This window comes from Marinomonas sp. SBI8L, from assembly GCF_001624705.1.
Taxonomy (GTDB): domain Bacteria; phylum Pseudomonadota; class Gammaproteobacteria; order Pseudomonadales; family Marinomonadaceae; genus Marinomonas.
Window position 1 is genome coordinate 1 of the sequence record NZ_JSEO01000010.1, and the last position, 23867, is coordinate 23867.

The window sequence follows — 23867 nt, forward strand, 5'->3', positions numbered from 1 at the left end:
CTATTTTAGCCAATAATAGAGAATATAAAGCGCAGTTAAGTTAACAAATTAACTGCTTATGAATGAATAAATAAGATACTCAGTTTTGCTAAGTATAAAAGTTGATGACTAAACAGGTTGAACCGTGACTTGGATACTCTGGGACTAACATCGTTTCTTAAGAAAACGTTAAAATGATTAGAACCAAGTCAGCGAAATTCATCAGGGATAGAGGTTAAAGCTCTCATTTAAAATCCGAATAGATGGCTGCAAAACCTTACTTGTCAGAAGATATTTTTGCTTGCAAAAAGCGGGGTGTCCATAGATGTTAGCTACTAGCGATACCCAATTTACGTGGATATGGAAATTAAATGAGTATGATGATTGAAAGTTTGGCTGATAAGCCGCTTGTTGTTGTGGTGATGGCTATTACAGTTATTTTGAAGCTGATTCTTGATTATTTTAAATCTAAGTCTAATTCTGAAAAGGTAGAAAAAGCAGAAAAAGCAGCCTTTGACCTTTCAACCTCCCCATTGTCGTCTGAAATAAGTCAGCTAAAAGATGAGCATGACACTCTAAAAGTAGCTACAGAACAGGCAAAAAAAGTTGTGGAAGACCATCAAAATGTTCTTGTAATGAGCCGATTATTCAATTTATACAGCAAGCAAATTGAGAAATATCAGCAAGAGACAAGAACTAGGGCAAGCTGGTCATTCGTCTTTGCGATTGTATCGATGTTTCTCGGTATGGGCTTTATTTTTTGGGTGGGGCTTTCATTTTAAATGATACTGGCACTGATAATGTCGCCGCTGGAGCTGCTATATCTGCGATAGGTGGTGGGATTAGTGCATATATTACAAAAACATTTCTTGATGTTCACAAATTATCACTTACTCAATTGAACAAATATTTTAAACAACCAGTTATAAATGACAATATTTTAATGGCTCAACGTTTAGCAGATGAAGTAGATGATATTGAGGTAAGAAAAGAGTCCTACAAAAGTATTATATCAAGTATTACGGGGCTAATTGACGCGAATAACAATGAAAAAAGTAGCTAACAAGCACATCAAGTCGGAACTAAAATAGTGGGCTATGTTTCGTTCCTCAACAAATTTTAGCCCACTATTTTAGTCCGCTTATGTGGGCGTTATGCGCCAAGTATTATTCAACTATTGGTATTTATAAAAGGAAGAGAAATTGAAGATTGAAGCTGATGATAAGGAAGTCCAAGATATATTTTCTCTTGGTTATTTTAAAATACCAAGATTTCAACGACCTTATTCTTGGGGAGAAGATGAAGTTGAGAGCTTTTGGGATGATATTATTAGCGAAAAATCTGATAATTACTTTATTGGTTCAATGGTTGTTTATCAAACACAAAAACCGTATTTTGGCATAGTTGATGGGCAACAACGTTTAACAACAATTACATTGCTCTTGTCAGTTATTCGTAATGGTTTTCTGAAACTAGGAGAAGAGAATCTTGCAAAAGGTGTTCATAAATATGTAGAAAAAGCCAACATAGATAATGAAGAAGAGTTTATTTTAAATTCTGAAACATCCTTTCCTTATCTCCAAGATCATATTCAAAGCTACAATGGCTTTAATTTAGAATGCGAAGCTGGTGTTGAAGAACAGAAGTTAGAAACAGCATTTGATATTTTAACAAATAAAGTTAACGCTTTTATTCCTGAGCTCCAGAGTATAGATGAAGTGCAACCTTCGTTATTTACTAACCATAGCTCTGATCCTGTTGTGCAATTGAAAGAGTTAAGAAATAAGATTTTATCCTTAAAGTTAGTTTTCATTCAGTTAGATAATGAAGATGATGCATATTTGATTTTTGAAACTCTAAATGCACGAGGTAGAGATTTAACTACCTCTGATTTAGTCAAAAACTTAATTCTTAAAAAGTTAAAAAATAAAAGCTGTACGCTAGATCAAGCTAAAGAGAAATGGAACTTTATTGTAAAACAATTTGATGATATTGGTGATTCTGGCGCTTTAGATACATTTTTGCTTCATTTCTGGCTGGCAGGGCACGAATACTCAACAGATAAAATGTTGTTTTCTAAAGTTAAAACGTATATCGCAAATAACGAAGAGTATGCAAAATCTCTGATTCATGATCTATCAATAGCATCAAAATATTATTCAAACATGCTTCGCCCTGAAGCAGGTAAATGGAGTAAAGATGAGCAAATAATTAAAACACATTTAGAAAATCTAAATGCCTTCAAGGTAAAGCAACACTCGCCTATGACACTTGGGCTATTAAAAGCGTACAATGATAAGAAGTTATCGCTAAAAAATCTTAAAGTTGCACTTTATAAAATAGAAGCTTTTCACTACTGCTTTAATTCAATAACATCTCAAAGATCTTCAGGCTCTATTTCTACTAATTATTCTCGCATAGCTATTTTGCTTAATAATGCTGTTGAGCATGCGGACATCCAAATAGTACTGAATGAACTTAATACATTCCATAAATCAAGATTACCAGACGAAAGTGAATTTATGGTTAAATTTAATGAGCTCTGTTATCTGTCTAACAAAACAAAACATAAGATTGCAATTCGGTATGCTCTTTCAAAGTTGATACCGAATAATGGCAATGCACTGCCTGTTGATTATAGTAATTTAACAATTGAACACTTAATTCCACAGAAAAGTATCAAAGATGGAATGTCAGAAGATTTAGTCGGGCAAATAGGAAATTTGGTTCTTGTTGATAAGGAGACTAACTCCGTTGTACTAGGAGCTAAATTACCAGACGATAAACTTGGTATATTAAATGAAATGAGGTTTCCGTTAGAAAGTAATTTTATCGACAGTGATAAACAATGGACAGCGGAACAAGTTGATAAACGAACTCAAAAAATTGCAAAGCACCTTTATCAATTACTTTGTGTTTCTCTTTTCGAGTAAAAGCGCATAACAAGCCAATTCAGCAGGACAAAAAACAGTTGGTTTTGCTCCTGCGTCGCCAATTTTAACCAACGGAACACTAATAGGACATATATGGACGCTCCTGTGCCGTCAAGGCGTTAGTTATCCAAACCACTTTTTAATTCTGAATATTAAGTGGTTTTGTCTTTTTCTTATTACTCGTTTACTCATTCTTCCCATATAGGATTTTCCACCACTCGCATACTGTTTAGGCGTTACGCCAAGCCAAACTGATAGTTCTCTTGGATTAGCAAACTGACTGGCATTGCCAATGGCTGCGAATAAAGCGGTGGCATTGATAATACCGATACCAGGAATGGTCATCAGCCGCTGACAGAGTTCATTTTCAAGAACATATTCATCAAGCTCTTTTTTAATGGATAATCGACGTCTTGATAAGTTGTCATACTCTTCTTTTACTTCTGCTAATTGACGTTTGATACGAGAGGTGAGTCTTGTATCAGCAGGGTCGAGTAGTAAGGTTATGTGCTTGGTAAAACCAGATAGACCTTTTGGCATGATGATGCCGTATTCACTTAATAACCCTCGAGCTTGGTTAACAATTCTGGTTCGACGAGAGATCAACTTATCTCGAATGCGATGTAGAGCCTGAATTTCTTGCTGCTCAATGGTTTTAAGAGACACAAAATTAATGTTAGGTCGTAATGATGCTTCGGCGATAGCAAGGGCATCATTGTGGTCATTCTTGTTCCCTCGAACAAAAGGTTTCACATGCTGTGCAGGAATGATACGTACATCATGGCCCATAGCGGCAAATAGTCGGGCCCAATAATGGCTAGAATAACAAGCCTCCATGACAACAATAGACTTATCTTGTTTCATTAAAATAGTGGGTAATTGAGCTCGAGAAACTTGTTTATTCTTAATCACTTTGTGATCGGGCGAAAGAATACAAATTTGAAAAACATTCTTTGCTAAATCAATGGCAATCGTATTAATCTTATTCATGTGGACGCTCCTTAGTATTAACTGTTGTTAGCACATACAGTTTGGCGCATTATGACGCCGGTGCTACTTTGGAGCGTCCATCCCATCACCCACTCTAATTTGATGTGTAAATAAGCATGGACTGGACTCAAATAGAATTATTCAAAGGTATAATACTAACGGGACAGGCATGCCAATTTGGGCATGCCAATTTGGGCATGCCAATTTGACCTTCTTTTAATCTCCATCTAGTTTTATTAGATTCACTCAAGGATGAGGAATAATCTAATATGCCTAAACCACGTAAATCCCTTATAAGTCTTCAAGACACTACTTATTACCACTGTGTATCTCGGTGCGTCAGGAGAGCCTTTCTGTGTGGCCAGGATGAGCTAACAGGCCAAAGTTACGAGCACAGACGGGGCTGGATTGAAGACAAGATGCTGTCCCTAGCAGCTATTTTTGCCATCGATATTTGTGCCTATTCAGTCATGAGCAATCACACTCATTTAGTTCTTCATGTGAATGAAAATGAAGCGCTAAATTGGGATGTGAAACAAGTACTTGAACGTTGGCATCGCCTGCATAAAGGCACCCAGTTCACGCAAAAGTATTTAGAAAACATAACATTAGAAGAGTTTGAACTTGCTTCTGTGTATGAAAGCTGTGAAAAGTACCGTAAACGCCTTTGTGACATAAGTTGGTTTATGAAAGAACTCAACGAGCCTATTGCACGAATGGCAAACAATGAGGATAAATGTACGGGTCATTTCTGGGAGGGCAGGTTTAAGTCTCAGGCATTGTTAGACGAGTCTGCACTTGTAGCTTGTATGGCATACATCGACTTGAATCCAGTAAGAGCCAAGATAGAAAAGACACCAGAGAACTCAAAACATACAAGCATCAAAACTCGCATCGAAGTGGCAAAAGCGAACCAGACTCAACCTAAAACCTTATTCCCATTTATCGGTTATGAGAGAGAAGATCAGCCAGAAGGCTTGCCTTTCAAACACACTGATTACCTTGAGTTAATTGACCTCACGGGCAGAGTATTAAGGGAAGACAAGCGGGGTAATATTGATATGAGTTTAGCACCCATTCTACAGCGAATTAACCTCACATCAGAGCAATGGCTAGAAGTCTCGACAGAGTTCGAAAAGCACTTTAAATCAGCGGTTGGATCAGAATTACTGCTTGCAGAGTATTGTGAGCACACTGAATTGCAACGACGAACAGGCTTAGCAGCGTGTAAACGACTTCTTACTTAGTTTTTAGCTTATTAAGCCTCGTTCAACTGTAAAAGATTCAATATCGTTAACGCGAGGGTTACTAATACCTTCAATATGAGGTTCTTCAACTAACCCTCAGAAATTAGCCTTCGATTAAGAGTATTTTCTTATCTCTTAGTAATAAAAGACCTAAAAGGTACGAAGTGAATGTTATTCAGCTGATGTTATGTTTGATCTCTTTTATAATGCCTGTCTTAATATATTTGGGTTTTATCAATTATCCGGAACTAATTTTAAAAGATGATTCGTCTCAACAGGATGCTTGCACGCTATTTGAGCGGGTCGGAACGTTCAAAGTTTGGTGGAATAACGGCCCTCAGCACTATGTGGCTTCTTATTCCCATACTGTGAAGTACATAAACTCAAGTGCTGATTATATTGCGGTGAAAATAAACTGGATGAATCAGTTCGGAGGTATCGAAAAATCAGAAACAATCAGCGACTCAGTGAATTGCAAAGAAAGCGATAGAAGAAGTACCTGGACTTTTAGTATAACGGCTGAACAAGCAGAATTTATAAAAAAATCTACGGCGGATTCATTCGGACCGATCAAATGGAATAAGTGTTAAAGCTAACAAGTACTTTAAACGGAACAAAAACAGTTGGCTGTTTTCACTGCGTTCAACATTTTAGCCAACTATAAATTTCCCCTTGTTGGGGCGTTAGGTGAATATGAACTCATCACTAATTGACAGGTTGCTACCCATTTATCATAGCGCTCCTAAAAAGCGTCATGACCTTCTCTGCTCAGACCTGTCAAATAACTCGTCGCTTAGTAACGTAAGTGCCGAAACCATTGATGTCTGTGTGCAGGAAATAGAAGCACTAATATCAAATTCCGTGAGTTATGCCAAAGATGAGCTTTATGGCCAAATTACGAGACAGGAAGCAATACAAAGAATAAAGGCACTCTCTCCAGAAATCAGCAATGAAAGCTTAGAAATAATATTGGAGAGAGCAAATTATTATGCTCGTAGGTAAATCACCTAACAAGGGTAGGCAAAATTGCCAGCAAAAGGCGCGGACTGGACTCGCTGGCGTTCGCCTTTGCTGCTAAAGAGACACCAACCCAATTTAACCCCATTCCATTAAGTCCTTTTTAACCCGCTTGCTGACCTAATATAGACTCCTCGTGCAAAAACAAATATGCAATCATCCTATTGCTTAGAGTCAGTGCGCTTTTTCGCTAACTAAATCGAATCAATAAGAGGAATATATGGAAATCACTCGTGCTAAATCCTTCAAGGCAGAGCGTGCTTGGGGAGCAAAAGATATTGCTAACATGAATGGTATTACGACACGTTTGCATTGGACGGATCAGCCTTATAAGTGGCATATCAATGATGGGGAGGAGGTCTTTGTGGTATTAGATGGACAAGTCACTATGTTTTATAAAGAAGAGGGTGTAGAGCAATCTGTATTATTGGAGGTTGGTGATATTTTTTTTGCTTCGATAGGGACAGAGCATGTTGCGCATCCTGTAGGTGAAGCGCGGATTTTGGTCATCGAATCTGAAGGCAGTGTTTAAACGCGCTGTGTAAATAGTTTTAAGGTGAATGCGAGATAGCCGATTTTTGTCATCTTACTCAGAAAAAACCAAGATTAAGGCTCGCTTAGATAGGCGCTAGCCATTATCATGCTCGCCAGAATTGTTGTTAACCCATTTTTGAAAAGAAGATTTTATACTATGTCACTTCCTCCTTGCCCTAAATGCCAATCTGAATATGTTTATCAAGATCAAGAATTATTGATTTGCCCTGAATGTGCATATGAGTGGAACCCGACAGCAGAAGCAGAAGAAGACGCATTCACCGTTAAAGATGCAAATGGTACGGCTTTACAAGACGGCGACAAGGTAACACTTGCCAAAGACCTGAAAGTGAAAGGTAGCTCTATGATTATGAAAATCGGCACCAAAGCTGTGGTTAAGCGTGTTTTGGATAAAAAAGATCATGAGCTAGATTGCAAGGTAGATGGCGCGGGTGACATGATGGTGACCGCTAAGTTTGTGAAAAAGGCTTAATCAGCTTTATTCAAACTCGTCAGTTTTAAGGAAAAAGCAGCATAATTGAATTGTGCTGCTTTTTTTATGACTGACTTTCACAGAATGAAAAGCGAGCTTAAGAATCTCAGGTTCCATGGCTTGAGTTCGGCATTTATCCTTGTAGAATCAATGTCTATTACTCATTTTTGAGATCTAATTGATTGAGAGCCTTCCTGTGAAAATAGCCATACTTTCAGATATACATTCTAATATCTTTGCCTTAGAAGCCGTAATCGCTCACTTCAAACGTAAGTCGGTGGATATGGTGGTGAACCTTGGTGACATTTTATATGGCCCGATTGCACCCCAAGCTACTTATGAAAGACTGCGTGCGTTAGAAGATGAATTCAGTGTGGTGACCATTCGAGGTAATCAAGACAGGCAAATTTATGAGGCAGATGAGGCCGAGCTTGAGTCCAACCCGACCATGGCGTTTATTCATGAGGATTTAACGCAAGAGGCGATGGATTGGATGCGTGCTTTACCTTTTGATCGCCAGCTAACCGATTACCTCTATTTGTGCCATGGCACCCCTGATAATGACCTTATCTACTTGCTGGAAGATGTCAGCTCAGGCAAACCTGTTTTGCGAGAGAATGATGAAGTCGCAGCCTTGTTAGCAGGTAATAAAAGTAAAATTATTCTTTGTGGCCATACTCATACTCCAAGGGATTTTCTTTTAAAAGGCCAAGATGCAAATGATACGTCTGAACATGAAGGCGCCTATCTAAAAAATACCAATACCATGAGCCAGCGTATTATCAACCCGGGCAGTGTGGGTTTGCAGGCGTATTCTGATAAGTTACCTGTGCCTCATGCTATGGAAACAGGCTCTCCGGAAGCGAGTTACACCTTATTAGAGTTAGGTAAGAACAAAAACATTTATAAGCTATCCCACGAAAAAGTCTCTTATGACATTACCAGTGCGGTACAATTGGCAAAATTAAGAAACCGAGATGATTGGGTAAAAGCCCTTGAAACTGGGTTTGCATTAGAAGCTTAAAACGCTCTTCTAAATAAAGCTGAATAAATCGCACCATTCTTTAAAATACAAAGGCCATACAATGAAAAAGTTATTATTAGCGATCGGGATGTCCGCAGCCTTGGTGGGTTGTTCTGATAATGAAGTAGGGGATATTTCCCTAGGTTTGTTTACCTTAAAAGATATTAAGGTGTCATCTATGAAGGATGACAAAATCCCAGGCGTTACCTGCCATGTTGCTTCGATCGAAGCGAATTTAAGTTTGTCTGACCCAAGTGACTCTTCTATTTCTTGTCGCCAAACAGGGGAGATCACACCAGAAATGATAGCCAGTTTGGATCAATCTAAATCGGGTGAGGTGGTTTTTAAGCAATCTAAAAGCATCTTCTTTAAAACCATGAAGGTACGCCGTATTTATGATGCTGAGAATCAAACCTTGCTGTATTTGTCTTACACCACAAAAGAAACGGACGGCAGCTTTAAACACAGCTTGTCGACTGTGCCATTGTGGGGCACTAAGGCCTACGTTCAGTAAACAACTCAATAAATAGCTTAATAAATACGTTGAGTTACTTATTCGCTTAGAGCAGGCTGGTGGGCTTGCTTTAAGCTATTAAATATCTCGTCTAACATGATACCCACGTCGCTAGCATTATCTTGGCTGTTGCTATAACTGCGTAGTCCCATGACTTGAATTTGCATCCATTTGGCAAGGCGAGCTGGATTGGATTCTTGTTTAATCAACCCCTTTTCTTGAGCCTCTAAAAACAAAGCTTCAAACCCTAATTCAACTTCTTTAAGACCATCCTGAGCATATTGCCTTAAATGTGCATTATTGCCATCAAGTTCTGAAATGCTTTTAACTAAAAAGCAGTTATTGATTTTCCCTTCCTCTGCTTTTACCGCCATGTTTTTGATGAAATCGTAGATAGCTCTAATTGGATTTGAGTTAAGTCCAGCGTACTTATCTAACGCTAGCCGACTTTGCTCGGCATAATTTAACAAACAGATTTTGAATAAAGCTTCTTTATTACCAAAGGCGGCATATATGCTGCCCGGCCTCATATCCAACTCTTCTTGTAAGTCGCGCATCTTGGTGGCTTGAAAGCCTAATTTCCAAAATAATTGAGTTGCTTTTTCGATAGCGAGGGCACGGTCATATTTCATGGCATTAATATCTATATAAAAAATAATTTGAACATTTGTTCAATTGTAGCTTGAACAAATGTTCAAATCTAGTTATGGTTTACCTATTGAACAAGTGTTCAAGTGGTTTTAATAAAGCGACAAGCGCTAAACCCCTTTTAAATTCTCTTAATTAATAGATAGGTAACATGATGTCAGACTTTAAATTACATACATTAGAAAGTGCGCCAGAAGGTTCAAAACAACTATTGGAAAACTCAGTAAAAAGTTTCGGTATGGTGCCTAATTTGCACGCTGTTATGGCAAGTTCACCAGAGTTGCTTTTGGGATATCAAACTTTGCATGGTCTGGCTCAGCAAACCAGTTTTGATGCGGATGAGTTAACCGTTGTTTGGCAAACCATTAATGTTGAACATGAGTGTCACTACTGTGTGCCTGCGCATACTATGATTGCTCACTCTATGAAGGTAGGTGCTGATGTTATTGATGCATTACGTGATGAAACACCGCTACCTAGTGCAAAACTAGAAGCGCTTCGTAACATGACATTATCTGTTGTGAGAGACCGTGGTGTTGTGAATGCTGAAAGTGTAGATGCTTTTTATTCTGCTGGGTTTGAGCAAAAGAACCTACTTGAAATCATTCTGATCTTGTCGCAAAAAGTGATGAGTAATTATGTGAATCACCTGGCTGAAACACCAACTGATGCACCATTTAAAGAGTTTGCTTGGGAGAAAAAACAGGCCTAGCTTTATTTACTGAGAAGCTTGATCTAGCTAAACGCTTTATCCTTAAGAAAGCCGTCATAAATTTTATGACGGCTTTTTTTAGACTGTCTTTTCAGTGGATTTTTTAAACCTGCTATTTTTATCGCTCTATGGTTGTTGCTTAGTGGCAGCAATCACGATTTCGCGAATGCACACATTTTGTGGCTGAGCGTAGGCAAAGCTGACAGAATTGGCGATATCTTCTGGGCTTAGAACACCACCCATATCCTCTTTCCAACTTTCATAACCTGCTTTAATGTCTTCTGAGCTTGTGTGAGATAGCAGCTCAGTTTCAACGGCGCCAGGTGCTATGGTGATGACGCGAACATTTGAGTCAGCCACTTCTTCACGTACATTTTCTGAAATAGCATGAACCGCGAATTTAGTACCACAATAAGCCGCATGGCTTGGGAAGGTTTTACGGCCAGCGATAGAGCTAATGTTAATAATGGTGCCTGTATTACGGGCTTTCATTGGCGCTAATACGGTTTGCATACCGTTTAGCAAGCCAACCACATTGATATCAAACATGCGTTGCCACTCGTTTGGTGCTTGATCTTCCACTTGGCCTAGTAACATGACACCAGCGTTATTCACTAAGCAGTCTGTTGGGCCATAAAGGGCTTCAGCTTTAGCAACGGCTTGTTGAAAGCCCTCGTAATCTGTTACATCAAGTGGCTCACATAGGGTGTTTGCAAGGTTTAGATCTCTTAGTTTATCGACACGACGGGCGAGTAAAAGTAGCGGGTGGCCTTGTTCACTTAGCTGTTTGGCAATGGCTGCACCGATACCAGAACTTGCCCCTGTAATGACAACTAGTTTTTTAAGTGTATTTTCCATTTTATATCTCGCTTTTAAAATTAGGTTTCTGTGATTGAATAAGCTTTAAGGCATGCCTTATTTGCTGATGTAGCTATAGTATTCTTCTCGTTATTGTTTAAAAATAAGCTCCTAGTTAAATTATTGTGAACTTATAGTGCGCAATTGAAGGCTCAAAACGGGCATAATTAGCGTTTAAGGTGTTAGCTTTAATAAACAGAATGAGGAATGGCTAAGTGAACAAAGAGATCAGCCTGCCAGATATTCAGGCGTTTGTGGTGATTGCAAGAGAGGGGAGTTTCACAAAAGCGGCTGAGCTAATGGGTTGCTCGCGATCTTATTTATCTCGACAGCTAAATCAGCTAGAGGCCCAGCTTGGCGTGAGTTTGATAATAAGAACCACGCGAGCCCAGAGATTAACTCAGCAAGGGGAGGCGTTTTATCAGCAATGCCAGCAAAGCTTAAATAAAATCGATGTGGCAGTTAATCAAGCCCTAGAAAGTGCAAGCGAGTTATCAGGGCCGCTTAATATTAACTGTGTTGGCGGCTACATTGGTGAAACCCTGATAATGGATCTGATTAACGGCTTTTCTCGTGTGTATCCAAATATTGATATCAATTTAGACTTTGATAGTCGCAGGGTTGATCTTATCTCAGGTGAGTTTGATTTTGTGTTTCGTATGGGATGCCTTGAAGATTCCGCCTTGATTGCGAGAAAGCTGATGGATATCGAGATTGTGACCCTAGCAAGCCCAGAATATTTTAAGACTCATGGGAGGCCGCTACATCCTAAAGAGCTAAAAGAGCATGCTTGTATTACTGGCTCCATCAAAAATTGGCGTTTTGTTTCTAGCCATGAATTAGCGGCTGACGGATCAGCATTAGCCGAAGATATACAGGTAAAAGGGCCTTTTAGCTGTAAAAATGGCCATGCAATGGTCAATAACGCAAAAGCAGGCCTTGGCATAGTACGAGTACCTGCTATGTATTGTTTGGATGAAATTAAAGAAGGTAAACTGCTTCACTTGTTTGAAGAATGGCAAGCTGCGAGTGTGGCTTTTAATTTAATTTATCTACAAGATGCTTATCAAAGCAAAAAGTTGAAGGCCTTTAAAGACTATGTGATCAGTTACTTTGAGACACTGAGTTAAGCTGAGCGAATACAGACAGTCTGGTTATAAAAGTCCGAATTAAAAAAAGGATAAAGAGTAAAGAATGAGAGCAAAAGGAGTGAATGTGGAGATTAGATTAAGGCCAATGATAGCGAGTGAATTTAGTGCTTATCAAGGCTATTTTGTGCAGGATTATGCGCAAGAGATTATGGACAACTATGGTCACTCTAACCTTGTGGCGATCAAGATGGCAAAGGCAGCCATTGAGGCTTCTTTCCCAGAGGGGATTACAGAAGAAAATGAAGAGTTACTCTGTATTGAGCTGGGCGAGAGCAATCAGCTAGTGGGTTATTTATGGCGGATGATTAACCCTGAGGATAATAGCTGCTTTATTTCGGACTTTTATATATTGCCGGAGCAGCGCTCAAAAGGATTAGGAAAGCTTGCTTTGAAAGCATTAGAAGATGCTTTAAAACCATTGGAAATTGGCCAAATTAAGTTGAGAGTTGCCTATCAAAACAAAAGAGCAGCTGACTTATACCAAGCTGCAGGCTATACCATTACCGGCATTAATATGAGCAAGCTATTAAATTAGTACACATTAGCAAGAGATAAATTTCTATCCCTTGCTAATGTTTGAGGCATTAAGCCTTACTCTATGGGCTACTTTAAGGTGCTTTCTCTAAGTTTTGAGACTTGATCAAAGCCAATGCCCCAGTCATCCAGTTTGACTTCATCTATCACAACAAAAGTGACTTGTGGGTCCTTATTCAGCACATCGACCATAATTTGAGTACAACCTTTAATAATGGCTTGTTTCTGTTCTCTGGTGACGTTTTCGTCTGTAATTTTTACGTTGATATAAGGCATTTTGCCTCCTTAAAATAGTGTATAAATTTGCTTTAGGTTCTGTTTCTGGCTGCTAGCCTTTAAGTTTTAAAAGCTAGGCAGCTTTATTTTTAAGCAGCTTTACTCTTAAGATACTGACCAAGCTGATGAGTAATCTCTGAGACAGAGTTAGAACCTTGTAGCAAGTAACTTCCATCCAAAATAAAGGTAGGAATACTTGTGATGTTAAATGCCATATAACGCTCGACTTTTTGCATCAGGGCTTGCTCTATTTGTGGATCCTCAAGTGCAAGTCGCGCTGAGTTTGGATCTAATCCAATATCCATGATTATTTGCAATAGAACGTCTGTTTGGCTGATATCTAAACCCAGTTCAAAGTAAGCCTTTATAAGGTATTCATTAAACTCGATTTGCTTATTAAAGCCGTGTACCCAATGCATTAATCTATGGGCTTTATGCGTATTGAAGTAGTAACGACGTTTACTAAAGTCGATGCACACTCCCGCATTTTTTGCTGTCGCAACTAAATCGGTTTGATACTGTTTTAACTTGTTATCACTCCAACGAAATTGCTGTTTAAAGTAGTCGCTAATCAATTGGCCATCTTCTGACATACTGGGGTTAAGCTCGAAAGGTAAAAAACCGAATTCAACCTCGATGTTTAAGGAACCTGCGAATAAGTCCTCCCGCCTCAGCGTGTGGATAAAAGCCGCTAGATTTATGGCGAGGAGCGTAACTTAATAGTGATTCTATTGATAAGGTCCTCAACATAGAGATAGGGCTTTTAGACCACGCCCTTCGGGTCTTTCAGAAAAAGTAACACCCTATGTTGTTACTTCTCGAAAGGTACCTACATTACGTCAAAGTAACGCCTTGTGTGATACTTTTTCTGATAAGACTGAGAAGAGGTGACTTAATCGCAGGTTCCTTAATGCCTTTATGGCCGCTTGAATATTACGAAAACCAATAGGGCACCATGAACAAACTATGTCGTGCACCATCTCAATTCTTAAGCGATTCTCTTGCGTGTTTTTCATGAGCCGCTCCCATGTATTGACTCATTCGATTTTGGCAGGGACTCATTCACTTTTAAATTAGAGGCAATGTCCGTATACATCTTATTGACGATTCGCCATTGGCCTTCTTCTTTTAATAAACCTAGAAAGTCTATGTAATGAAAATCAAAAAGCGGACACTCAAGTTTGACCATGGCTTGATCTTGTACCAGATCAACTGACAGTATTTTAAAGTCATAAGCTTGGCCCAAATCTTTAGGTGTTTGCCTTTGTCTTACATTTTCTAACCAAGTACTAAGGGAGCGACGCTTGCCTGGCAGCTTTAGCCAGGCATCTTGATGGAATATGTTTTCCAGCAACTTAGCGTCGCCTAGATACAGGCCTTCGCAATATTGGTTGATAATGCTAACGACATGGTCAAAATCTGTTTCTACAGAATGACTCATAGCTGCCTCCTTATTAGGCTTGATTCGCCAAAGCGGCTTCTTTCTCAACCACTTTTTGATAATTCGGCATTTGTTGGACGTTTGCTAACATAGCCTGTGTTTTTGGCCCTATGATGATGTCGACAGGGAAGAAAGGCCCCCAAGCTGAATACACACTTAGCATGATGTCTGCTGCAGAAACCTGCTTACCCCCTAAGAAGTCGCCTGATCCTTTTTCTAACTTGGCTTCAACTACTTGCCATAGTTTATTGATTAAAGTCGCCGCATTATTCAAGGCATCTTGCTTAGCGTTGTCATCTTGAATGTATTGGTTAATGAAAAAGAGTCGGCCGTAGGCTGGGTGCATAGTGGCGTTAGCAAAGAGAATATCCTGTATGCCTTGTTGTCTGGCAGGGCCTTCTGCTGCTAATAGGCTATTGGCATGTTTATCCAAAAGGTGAAGTATGATGGCCGCACCTTCTGTTAGAACAATGTCATTTTCTACTAGGGCTGGCACAGCACCGACAGGGTTAACCTCAGTGAAATTTTCTAGGCTAGTTACATTGATAAGTTGGTAGTCTTGGCCTAATTCGTTTAGTACAACTTGTGTCGCTACTGAGCAGGCACCTTGAGAATAATAAAGTGTGTAGTCAGTTTTTGTGTTAGCGGTTTGATTTAGCTTATTTTGCGTATTAGACATAAATTTCTCCATAGGTGATTTGATTAATTCGTTTGTATGTTTAAGGTCATTTTTTCTCGCTTGGTATGAGAACCAATCTGTATGCGATAGGGAGAGTCTAAGGTGATAGTTTGTTTACATATATATCGATAATATGCATATACTGTTCTCAAATTGGAGGCAAACTGAAAGAAAGTTGGCGAAACTAATTCGAAATCTTGTCTGTCTCTCTAAAAGAAAATCCTAAAGAAACCATGTGAGATAAAGTTGAATATGGACAAACTCAGGGCGATAAAGTTATTTGTAAAGCTGGCTAATTTAGGAAGCTTTACCAAGGTGGCAGAGCAAACAAATACATCTAAATCTTTGATAAGTAAGGAAATAGGGCGTCTTGAGGATGATCTAGGCGCACGCTTGCTACATAGGTCTACCAGAAACCTTCAGCTTACCCATGTGGGAGAAGGTTACCTACAAAGAGCAATCGAAATCCTAGAGAAGCTAGATGATGCTGATAATTTTGTCAGTGATTTGCAGCATAACGTGAGAGGCAAACTTAAAATCAACGCGCCTATGGCCTTGGGAATTACCGACCTCTCTGTGTTGTTTGCTGATTTTATGCTTGAAAACCCAGACATTGAGCTAGATATCCACCTAGGGGATGAGAGTGTCGACCTTGTCGAACAAGGCTTTGATTTAGGCTTAAGAGCGTCAAGTCGTGCGATCGATTCTAACTATGTAGGGAAGCCGCTGACTCGTTTTACTTATAAGGTATGCGCCTCTCCGGAATATCTTGCAAGGCATAAAGCAATTAATTTGCCTAAAGATCTTAGTGAGCATAATTGTTTTGTTTATAGCTACTTTCAGGGGAAAGATGTTTGGCCTATCGAAGACGGCGTTGCGGTAAAAGGCAACCTTAAGGTTAATAGCACCTTGTTTATGATGGACGCCATTAAAAAGGGATTAGGGCTAGGTTTTATTCCTGATTTTGTTTGTCAAAAAATGATAGATTCTGGTGAGGTGGTAGAAGTGTTAGCCGAGGCAAATAAACCTAGGCTAACCCTTTATGCGCTTTATCCGGCGAGGCACTTTGTACCCACCAAGTTAGTAAAATGTATTCGCTATTTGGAAGATTGGTTCGATACCAATAAGCCCGTTTAACGCCTATTGAATGGACTCTATATAAGCAAAAATATCATAGGTATCTTGTTTGCTCAGTATGCCTTCCCAAGCAGGCATCCCTTGGTCTACCTTGCCTTTAAGGACAGTGTAAGAGAGCACCATTTTAGGCTTAAAAATGTTATTTAATTTTTTAACAAGGTTTGATGGTTTTTTGGCCAAAGTACTTGCGGCGGGGCCATCGCCTAACCCTTTTATACCGTGACAGACTAGACAGTTAGTCTGATATTTTTGTGCGCCATTTTGTATATCATCTGCTGCGCTAAGTTGGACACTTGTACTGATAAAAATAAGGCTTAGTATCAGGGGAATAATTTTTTTCATAACACCTCTGTGTTTGATTTGAAGTAATTTATTAAGAATCATTAATATGCGAGACATGGTAAGAGCAGTGATGTAGAAAAAATGTTTTAGAAAAACCTAATGTAAGATACGTAGACGAATAAAGTTTTAATAGATTGAATGATGGAAGACAATTAGATGATAAGAGAAATGACAGAAAATGATTTTAAGATGTTTTGGCCTACCTTTGAAACCACCATTCTCGCAGAACAAACTTATGCCTTTGATAGCCAAATGGGTTATGAGGAAGCTTTACAGCTTTGGCTAAATTTTCCCCTTAAAACCTATATTTTCGAAGAAGATGGCGTTATTTTAGGCTCATACTATATCAAAGCTAATGCTATGGGTCCGAGCAGCCATATTAGTAACTGCGGTTATATGGTGAGTGAAACGGCAAGAGGGAAGGGAATTGCACGCAAAATGTGCGAACACTCACAGATGGTTGCGAAAGAGATTGGCTTTACTGCGATGCAATTTAACTCTGTCGTTTCTACCAATAAGATTGCCATTAAGCTATGGCAAGCACTGGGCTTCGATATTATTGGGACGATTCCTAAAGCTTATAAACACAAGGAACTTGGTCTGGTAGATGCCTATATCATGCATAAGCTGTTAGATGATTAAGCTTTAATAAAAACTAATCTGATAAAAAGCCGCTATCCGAATGGAAAAGCGGCTTTTATCTTTCACTCTTAAGAAAATGCCTTAACTTATTCGTTCGTTGTTACTGAACAAGTTCATTTTCGCTGAATTCACCTTCAAACAAAGCAGTCGATAAGTAACGCTCGCCTGAGTCAGGTAGAATCACAACGATTTTCTTATCTGCGTTTTCTTCAAGGTTTGCAATCTTCTCTGCGGCTGCCACAGCGGCACCACAAGAAATACCACATAGGATACCTTCTTCACGCATTAGGCGTTTTGCCATCTCAATAGATTCTTCGTTGCTGATTTGTGATACCTGATCAACCATAGATAGATCTAGGTTTTTAGGGATGAAACCCGCACCAATACCTTGGATCTTATGTGGTGATGGTGTTAAGTCTTCACCCGCAATGGCTTGAGTAATAACAGGAGACGCTGTTGGTTCTACCGCAACACTGGTAATCGCTTTACCTTTCGTGTTTTTAATGTAACGGCTAACACCAGAAATTGTACCACCTGTCCCCACACCTGCTACGAAGAAATCGATTTCGCCATTGGTGTCATTCCAGATTTCAGGCCCGGTTGTTTTCTCATGAATCTCAGGGTTAGCTGGGTTATCAAATTGTTGTAGTAAGATGGTGTTTTCATCTTCAGCAATTTCAGCCGCTTTTTCGATCGCGCCTTTCATGCCTTTAGCTGGTTCAGTCAGTACAATCGTTGCGCCCATTGCTTTCATGACTTGGCGACGCTCAAGACTCATGCTTGCAGGCATAGTAATAGTGATCGGATAACCACGAGCTGCTGCGACAAAACAAAGTGCAATACCTGTGTTACCACTTGATGGTTCTACCAAGGATTTACCTGGCCCTAATAGGCCTTTCTTCTCAGCATCCCAAATCATGTTAGCGCCAATACGACACTTAACAGAAAACGCTGGGTTGCGAGATTCTAATTTCGCCCAAATGTTGCCTTTACCAATGCGGTTAAGACGAACAAGCGGCGTATTACCAATGGTTAATGAGTTATCTTCAAATATCTGATTAGACATGGAAATTCCTTGATTTAGGTAATAAATGAGAATTGTTATATATGCTTGGGGTCACACTATAACCTGTTCAAACTAAATGATGGTAGAATTTCACGCCATAAAGATAGAACCAAATATTTTTGTGGCTTATGTTTGTATGATTGCTTAATTAATGAGCGGTTTTTACATCTAACTCCTTTATTTGCAAACATATTCCACGTCAGACCCTATTAGGAAGTAACATTGTCCGTTTTTGAAATGCAAGATGTGATGAGCAAGGACAGATATCATATCGAACGTAAAGTTCAGTTGATTGAGCGCCAGCAAAAAAGTAATAGCTTGGATGCTAACTTGGTCGAAGAAGTGAAAGCTATGATTTTAGCGTCACAAGAAAAGGTGCGTGAACGTAGCGAATTAGTCCCTGAGATTAAATACGACCAGAGTTTACCTGTTGCGGCAAAAGCGGAAGACATTATTGCGTCGATTAAAGCCAATCAAGTGGTGATAGTTGCGGGTGAAACCGGGTCTGGTAAAACCACTCAGCTACCTAAAATGTGCTTACAGGCAGGTTTGGGTGTAGCGGGTATGATTGGCCACACTCAGCCAAGGCGACTAGCTGCTCGCAGTGTAGCAGACAGAATCAGTGATGAACTCGGTGTTGAGCTAGGCGAAGAGGTTGGCTTTCAAGTCCGATTTAATGACGAGTCTAGTGATAAAACCTTAGTTAAATTGATGACTGACGGTATTTTGCTGGCGGAAATTCAGCAAGATAAATTTCTGCAAAAGTATCAAGCGATTATCATCGATGAAGCCCATGAAAGAAGCTTAAACATAGATTTCTTATTGGGTTATCTAAAACGTATTTTACCTTCTCGCCCAGACCTAAAAGTTATCGTTACTTCGGCAACCATAGATGTGGCGCGATTCTCTAAGCATTTTAATGATGCACCTGTTTTTGAAGTGTCTGGCCGTACCTTCCCCGTAGAAATTCGTTATCAACCCTTATTGCTCAAGTCTGACTCTGAAGAAGTGGATGCAGACCAAAGTATGGAGCAGGGTATTGTTGATGCGGTTCATACGATTATTCACGAAGAAAAACAGTCTAGTTTTCGTGGTGCCTCAGATATCTTGGTGTTCTTACCGGGCGAGAGAGAAATCCGTGAGACAGCAGAGCTTCTAAGACGAGAAGAATTAAGACACACAGAAGTTGTGCCACTCTATGCACGATTGTCATCTAGCGAACAGCAAAAGATTTTTAAATCCCATAGTGGCCGTCGAATTGTGTTATCGACCAATGTGGCTGAAACCTCATTGACTGTACCTGGCATTCGTTATGTTATCGATCCGGGTGTTGCCCGCATTAGTCGCTATAGTGTGCGTTCCAAAGTACAGCAGCTTCCTATTGAAAAGATCAGTCAAGCTAGTGCGAATCAAAGAGCTGGCCGTTGTGGTCGTGTGGCAGATGGTATTTGTATTCGTCTTTATGATGAAGCTGACTACCAAGCACGTGCAGAATTTACTGACCCCGAAATTTTTAGAACTAACCTTGCCTCCGTTATCTTGCAAATGGCGAACTTAAGGTTAGGTGCGGTCGAGAAGTTCTCCTTTGTAGAAATGCCAGATAAACGTCTAATCAATGATGGTTATCGAGCCCTGAATGAACTAGGTGCTATCAATAAGGAAAGGCTGACGCCGATTGGGCGTCAATTAGCTAAACTGCCAATCGACCCAAAACTTGGTCGTATGATTATCGCAGCCGATAAGCTTGGTGTATTAAATGAAATCGCCATTATTGTTAGTGCTCTTACAATTCAAGATCCAAGGGAAAGGCCGCAAGAGAAAAAGACACAATCTGATCAAGCTCATGCTGTTGATAAGGATGCAGATTCAGATTTTGTTGTGCTGTTAAATTTATGGCATAGGTTCGAGGAACAGCGCCAAGCTTTATCTCAAAATCATTTACGTCAGTTTTGTCGTAAACAATTTTTGAATTATATGCGTATGCGTGAATGGCGTGATATTCATCGCCAAATCCTAATTGCTTGTAAGCAATTAGGCTTTAAAGAGTCTCAATCTAAACCACAAGAAAACGAGAATAAAAAACAAGCTATTCAGGCGCAAAAGCATAAGGCAAACCATGTTAGCGCTAAAAATAGAGCGAATGATGACGCTGAAGAACAAGTATCAACTAAGCCAAGTGTTGATTATGAAAGAGTGCATAGGGCGTTATTAGCGGGTTTGTTTACTCAGATTGCTAACAAACTCGATGAAACCAAAGAATTTGTTGCCTGTCGTTCTCGTAAAATGCACATCTTCCCAGGCTCTGTATTATTTAAGAAACCGCCTCAATGGGTAATGTCTGCAGAAATGGTGGAAACCACCAAACTCTATGGCCGAGTAAGTGCCAAGATGGAGCCATTGTGGGTTGAAGAATACGCCAAGCCTTTTGTGAAGCGCCAGTATTTTGATCCCCATTGGGAGAAGAAACAGGGCCGAGTCATGGCTTATGAACAGGTCTCTTTGTATGGCCTGATTCTCGTGGCAAAACGCCGTGTCGATTATTCTCGCGTTAACCCAGATGAAGCCCGTGAAGTCTTTATTCGCTCTGCTTTGGTTGAAGGGGAGTTGCGTACGCGTCATGCTTTCTTCCAGAAGAATCAAGATTTAATCAAAGCTATAGAAGAAGACGAAGCTAAGTTAAGAACACGGGACATTTTAGTTGATGACGAGGTTGTGTTTGCTTTTTATCAAAAACAAATCCCAACTGAAATTTGCAATCAGAAAAGTTTAGAGTTTTGGCTTAAGTCCAATCAAGATGCATTAACCTTGACGCGCCAAGATTTGATTAAACAAGAAGTTGATATTGATAACACGGCTTTCCCGACCAGTTTTGGTTTAAACGGGGTGAGTTTACCGATTGAGTATCAATTTGAACCGGGTAAAGCAGTGGATGGGGCGACGTTAAAAGTCCCTGTTGGTCTTCTTCGACAGCTATCTGCCGACGAATTAAGCTGGGCGGTACCGGGTTATATCAAAGAAAAATGCGAAGCTTACTTACGTGCTTTACCTAAAGCCTTAAGACGTCGCTTTGTGCCTATCCCTCAATTTGTTGATCGCATTTACCCTAACTTGTCTTCAAGTAAAGGCGATCTATTAGAGCAGTTAAGCTTACAGATTAAGCGTGAAACCTTAATAGATATTCCTTTAACTGAATGGCAAGGGGATAAGCTGGAAGCCTACCTAAACCTGAATATCGAAGTTATATCGGATCAAGGTAAGGTGATAGGAACAGGAAAAGCGCTGGATGAGTTGCAAACTAAGTTTGCCGCGCAAGTGGATGCAAGCTTTGCCAAGTTTGGTACTAAGGCGCATGAAGAGAAAGGCCTCACAAACTGGCCTGATCAAGATGTGCCTGAACAACAAACCCTAAGCCAAGCTGGGATTAAGGTTACGGCCTTTCCTGCGTTGGTCAGTAATGGTGAAACTGTCTCGGTTAAGATGTTTGATGATAAAGCCACAGCATTAGAAACGCACCGTAAAGGGGTGATTGCTTTGTTAAGAATCTCCCTAAGTAAGGATATGAAGTACCTACAAAAGAACTTACCTAAGTTAAGGGAGTCTCTATTAATATTCGCGCCTATAGGTAAGAAAGAACTTTTATTAGATGACCTTCTAAATGCAGTCTTAGATAAGGTATTTTTGGATGGTCAAACCTTACCAAGAACCAAAGAAGAGTTTGAACAAACCCTGATTAAGAATAAACCCCAGCTGGTAACGCTCGCTAATGAGATGGCATTGCAACTGCATCAGGTACTGTCTTCGTATCAGAAAGTCGCTAAGCAAATGAAAGGCAACATTCCATTACCTTGGACACGAGTTTACGGGGATTTAAAGCAACAGTTAGGGAATTTGATTTATCCAGGTTTTATTGGTGATACCCCGTTATTTTGGTTTAGCCAATTACCTAGATACTTTAAAGGTATTGAAGTGCGTTTAGATAGATTTCAAAACCATCTAAATAAAGAGAATGCTTTAGTGACACATTGCGAGCAGCTTTGGCAAAGCTATGCCAAGCAGAAGCAAGGTCATGATGCTAAGAATGTGTACGACCCAGAGTTATTAAAATATCGCTGGTTAATGGAAGAGTATCGAGTGTCTTTATTTGCTCAAAATGTGGGCACACTGGAACCTGTTTCTGAAAAACGTTTACAAAAGCAGTGGCAGTTAGTTAAAAAAATTGTCTAAGCAATAACTGTCTTGAAAATGATTGTATAGGAACCCCTTTTATGAAAAGGAAGTATGCACTAAAACCTCTGATAGCTGGTTTTATTTTTGCTGGATTAGTGGGCTGTTCAGCGAAAGCGGTAAATCAAGATACGGCTGGGCCTGAGGCAGAGCAAGCCGTGATTGAATCTGAGCAGGAGACTTATGTTGATCCTGATCCATGGGAAAGGTTTAACCGTTCCATGTATGCGTTTAACTCTGGATTAGATAAGGCGATTTTAAAGCCAGTGGCAATTGGCTATAAGAATGTAACACCGACACCAGTACAAAAAGGGGTGAGTAACTTCTTCTCCAACCTTGGGGAAGTAGGCAATATTTTCAACAACCTATTGCAGGGTAAGATAGATGCGACCGCTTCATCAAGCTGGCGCTTCATTATCAACTCTACTGCTGGTTGGTTTGGTATTTTCGATGTGGCCTCTGAAATGGGCCTAAAAAAACAGAAAGAAGACTTTGGTGAAACCTTGGGTTATTGGGGTATTAGTTCTGGCCCTTATTTAGTTTTGCCATTATTTGGTCCCTCTACCTTGAGAGACTCTACGGATGTGCCGGTCGATTTTTATACGCCGGGTGCAAAGGCTTTTTTCAATCTGCATTGGGATGAAGCTTTGGCGGTATCGGGTTTAGATCTGGTTGAGACAAGAGCTTCATTGTTGTCGTTAGAGTCTCTTATTATTGGTGATGAATACGAATTTGTTAGAGATGTGTATTTACAAAATCGCCAGAATGCCGTCTATGATGGCAATCCACCTGTAGATGACGATGCTTGGGGTGATGATGGCTGGGAAGACGACGACTGGGGTGATGAAGAGCTAGACGCTGAAGATGATTGGGCTGAAGACCTTTAATTAAACGTTTTGATCTCTGTGTTGAGGCTAGGGAACCTGAGATAAAATCCTCCCGCCTCAGCGTGTGGATAAAAGCAGCTAGATTTATGGCGAGGAGCGCAACTTAATAGTCATTCTATTGTTAAGATCTTCAACGTAAAGATAGGGTCTTTGAAGAATACCAAAACCACATTTCAGTAAAAGTAACACCTTGAGTGATACCTTTTCTGTAAAAACTGAGAAGAGGTGACTTAATCTCAGGTTCCCTAAGTGCCTATTGCGAGCTACCTTAGCAGATTACAGCGTCTTACTTTACATTTTTAATAAATAACACATATAAGACATCTACTTAGCAAGTATAAGAAGGTGTCTTGTATTGAATAACATGAATAAAATCTGATAGTTAAAATCATTTCAAAGCAAGTTCACTTTAATACTCGATATTAATCAATACGTCATATATTTCTCCTAAATTCTCACTATCAAGAAAATTCAAATTCTTGACATATATTAATACGCATACTTGCACTATGTTGTTTGTGTGACGTTTTTAATAAGCA

26 protein-coding genes are annotated in these 23867 nt (G+C 39.7%); 16 read left to right on the forward strand and 10 right to left on the reverse strand.

The window, feature by feature from the left end; genetic code table 11:
- Window positions 1–350: 350 nt before the first annotated feature.
- From OA91_RS24445 to OA91_RS15150, 3 genes are all read left to right on the forward strand, one after another.
- Window positions 351–761 (forward strand): hypothetical protein, encoded by a 411-nt coding sequence (locus tag OA91_RS24445; protein WP_197477823.1) that lies wholly within the window; start codon window positions 351–353, stop codon window positions 759–761.
- Entirely contained in the window at window positions 740–1042 is a 303-nt protein-coding gene (locus OA91_RS24450; RefSeq protein WP_197477824.1) for a hypothetical protein, read from the forward strand. The genes OA91_RS24445 and OA91_RS24450 overlap by 22 nt, the downstream gene beginning before the upstream one ends.
- A 139-nt stretch (window positions 1043–1181) precedes the next feature.
- Entirely contained in the window at window positions 1182–2912 is a 1731-nt protein-coding gene (locus OA91_RS15150) for a DUF262 domain-containing protein (protein WP_063339569.1), read from the forward strand.
- A 123-nt stretch (window positions 2913–3035) separates the two neighbouring features.
- On the opposite strand, the gene OA91_RS15155 is transcribed toward OA91_RS15150, so the two are convergent.
- Window positions 3036–3902 (reverse strand): IS110 family transposase, encoded by an 867-nt coding sequence (locus OA91_RS15155; RefSeq protein ID WP_231870383.1) that lies wholly within the window; start codon window positions 3900–3902, stop codon window positions 3036–3038.
- 269 nt (window positions 3903–4171) lie between these two features.
- Here OA91_RS15155 and OA91_RS15160 point away from each other — a divergent pair, with 269 nt between their 5' ends.
- From OA91_RS15160 to OA91_RS15190, 6 genes are all read left to right on the forward strand, one after another.
- Window positions 4172–5149, forward strand: coding sequence for a transposase (locus tag OA91_RS15160; RefSeq protein ID WP_063339568.1), 978 nt, complete (start codon window positions 4172–4174; stop codon window positions 5147–5149).
- A gap of 164 nt (window positions 5150–5313) precedes the next feature.
- Complete coding sequence (locus tag OA91_RS15165; RefSeq protein WP_063339567.1) at window positions 5314–5739, forward strand: hypothetical protein; 426 nt, start codon at window positions 5314–5316, stop codon at window positions 5737–5739.
- Window positions 5740–6386: 647 nt separating this feature from the next.
- The gene (locus OA91_RS15175) at window positions 6387–6698 is read left to right on the forward strand and encodes a cupin (protein WP_063339565.1); all 312 of its coding nucleotides are present in this window, start codon (window positions 6387–6389) and stop codon (window positions 6696–6698) included.
- A 159-nt stretch (window positions 6699–6857) separates the two neighbouring features.
- Window positions 6858–7193 carry a zinc ribbon domain-containing protein YjdM gene (locus tag OA91_RS15180; protein ID WP_046015059.1) on the forward strand — a complete coding sequence of 112 codons (336 nt, stop codon included), beginning with the start codon at window positions 6858–6860 and terminating at the stop codon, window positions 7191–7193.
- 196 nt (window positions 7194–7389) lie between these two features.
- Window positions 7390–8217: a metallophosphoesterase family protein gene (locus tag OA91_RS15185; RefSeq protein ID WP_063339578.1), complete on the forward strand. Its 828-nt coding sequence runs from the start codon at window positions 7390–7392 to the stop codon at window positions 8215–8217.
- A gap of 61 nt (window positions 8218–8278) precedes the next feature.
- Window positions 8279–8731, forward strand: a complete 453-nt coding sequence (locus OA91_RS15190) for a CreA family protein (RefSeq protein ID WP_063339564.1) — start codon at window positions 8279–8281, stop codon at window positions 8729–8731.
- Window positions 8732–8769: 38 nt separating this feature from the next.
- Here the strand turns inward: OA91_RS15190 and OA91_RS15195 are convergent, their stop codons facing one another.
- On the reverse strand, window positions 8770–9363 hold the full coding sequence (locus tag OA91_RS15195; protein WP_063339563.1) for a TetR/AcrR family transcriptional regulator: 594 nt from the start codon (window positions 9361–9363) through the stop codon (window positions 8770–8772).
- A 170-nt stretch (window positions 9364–9533) separates the two neighbouring features.
- Here OA91_RS15195 and OA91_RS15200 point away from each other — a divergent pair, with 170 nt between their 5' ends.
- Window positions 9534–10091, forward strand: a complete 558-nt coding sequence (locus tag OA91_RS15200) for a carboxymuconolactone decarboxylase family protein (RefSeq protein ID WP_063339562.1) — start codon at window positions 9534–9536, stop codon at window positions 10089–10091.
- Between the two features lie 126 nt (window positions 10092–10217).
- Here OA91_RS15200 and OA91_RS15205 read toward each other — a convergent pair whose 3' ends face one another.
- Entirely contained in the window at window positions 10218–10949 is a 732-nt protein-coding gene (locus OA91_RS15205) for an SDR family oxidoreductase (RefSeq protein WP_063339561.1), read from the reverse strand.
- Window positions 10950–11164: 215 nt separating this feature from the next.
- Between OA91_RS15205 and OA91_RS15210 the strand changes: the two genes are divergently transcribed.
- Together OA91_RS15210 and OA91_RS15215 are read left to right on the forward strand one after the other, a co-directional pair.
- Complete coding sequence (locus tag OA91_RS15210; protein ID WP_063339560.1) at window positions 11165–12079, forward strand: LysR family transcriptional regulator; 915 nt, start codon at window positions 11165–11167, stop codon at window positions 12077–12079.
- Window positions 12080–12143: 64 nt separating this feature from the next.
- Complete coding sequence (locus OA91_RS15215) at window positions 12144–12635, forward strand: GNAT family N-acetyltransferase (protein ID WP_063339559.1); 492 nt, start codon at window positions 12144–12146, stop codon at window positions 12633–12635.
- Window positions 12636–12703: 68 nt separating this feature from the next.
- Here OA91_RS15215 and OA91_RS15220 read toward each other — a convergent pair whose 3' ends face one another.
- From OA91_RS15220 to OA91_RS15235, 5 genes are all read right to left on the reverse strand, one after another.
- Window positions 12704–12910, reverse strand: a complete 207-nt coding sequence (locus OA91_RS15220) for a tautomerase family protein (protein ID WP_063339558.1) — start codon at window positions 12908–12910, stop codon at window positions 12704–12706.
- Between the two features lie 89 nt (window positions 12911–12999).
- Window positions 13000–13611, reverse strand: a complete 612-nt coding sequence (locus OA91_RS15225) for a DsbA family oxidoreductase (protein WP_331709783.1) — start codon at window positions 13609–13611, stop codon at window positions 13000–13002.
- Between the two features lie 138 nt (window positions 13612–13749).
- On the reverse strand, window positions 13750–13926 hold the full coding sequence (locus OA91_RS24320) for a hypothetical protein (protein ID WP_157203870.1): 177 nt from the start codon (window positions 13924–13926) through the stop codon (window positions 13750–13752).
- Window positions 13923–14351 (reverse strand): nuclear transport factor 2 family protein, encoded by a 429-nt coding sequence (locus OA91_RS15230; RefSeq protein WP_063339556.1) that lies wholly within the window; start codon window positions 14349–14351, stop codon window positions 13923–13925. Before OA91_RS15230 ends, OA91_RS24320 begins: the two co-directional genes overlap by 4 nt.
- 13 nt (window positions 14352–14364) lie before the next feature.
- Window positions 14365–15030, reverse strand: coding sequence for a glutathione S-transferase family protein (locus tag OA91_RS15235; protein WP_063339555.1), 666 nt, complete (start codon window positions 15028–15030; stop codon window positions 14365–14367).
- Window positions 15031–15282: 252 nt separating this feature from the next.
- Between OA91_RS15235 and OA91_RS15240 the strand changes: the two genes are divergently transcribed.
- The gene (locus OA91_RS15240; protein WP_063339554.1) at window positions 15283–16167 is read left to right on the forward strand and encodes a LysR family transcriptional regulator; all 885 of its coding nucleotides are present in this window, start codon (window positions 15283–15285) and stop codon (window positions 16165–16167) included.
- A 3-nt stretch (window positions 16168–16170) separates the two neighbouring features.
- On the opposite strand, the gene OA91_RS15245 is transcribed toward OA91_RS15240, so the two are convergent.
- Window positions 16171–16509: a c-type cytochrome gene (locus OA91_RS15245; RefSeq protein ID WP_063339553.1), complete on the reverse strand. Its 339-nt coding sequence runs from the start codon at window positions 16507–16509 to the stop codon at window positions 16171–16173.
- Window positions 16510–16677: 168 nt separating this feature from the next.
- Between OA91_RS15245 and OA91_RS15250 the strand changes: the two genes are divergently transcribed.
- Window positions 16678–17151: a GNAT family N-acetyltransferase gene (locus OA91_RS15250; protein ID WP_231870384.1), complete on the forward strand. Its 474-nt coding sequence runs from the start codon at window positions 16678–16680 to the stop codon at window positions 17149–17151.
- 100 nt (window positions 17152–17251) lie between these two features.
- On the opposite strand, the gene cysK is transcribed toward OA91_RS15250, so the two are convergent.
- Window positions 17252–18217, reverse strand: a complete 966-nt coding sequence (cysK, locus tag OA91_RS15255) for a cysteine synthase A (protein ID WP_046018057.1) — start codon at window positions 18215–18217, stop codon at window positions 17252–17254.
- A 237-nt stretch (window positions 18218–18454) separates the two neighbouring features.
- Between cysK and hrpA the strand changes: the two genes are divergently transcribed.
- Together hrpA and OA91_RS15265 are read left to right on the forward strand one after the other, a co-directional pair.
- Window positions 18455–22441 carry an ATP-dependent RNA helicase HrpA gene (gene hrpA, locus OA91_RS15260; RefSeq protein WP_063339551.1) on the forward strand — a complete coding sequence of 1329 codons (3987 nt, stop codon included), beginning with the start codon at window positions 18455–18457 and terminating at the stop codon, window positions 22439–22441.
- 41 nt (window positions 22442–22482) lie between these two features.
- Window positions 22483–23328 carry an MlaA family lipoprotein gene (locus OA91_RS15265; RefSeq protein WP_052702242.1) on the forward strand — a complete coding sequence of 282 codons (846 nt, stop codon included), beginning with the start codon at window positions 22483–22485 and terminating at the stop codon, window positions 23326–23328.
- The last annotated feature ends 539 nt before the right edge of the window (window positions 23329–23867 follow it).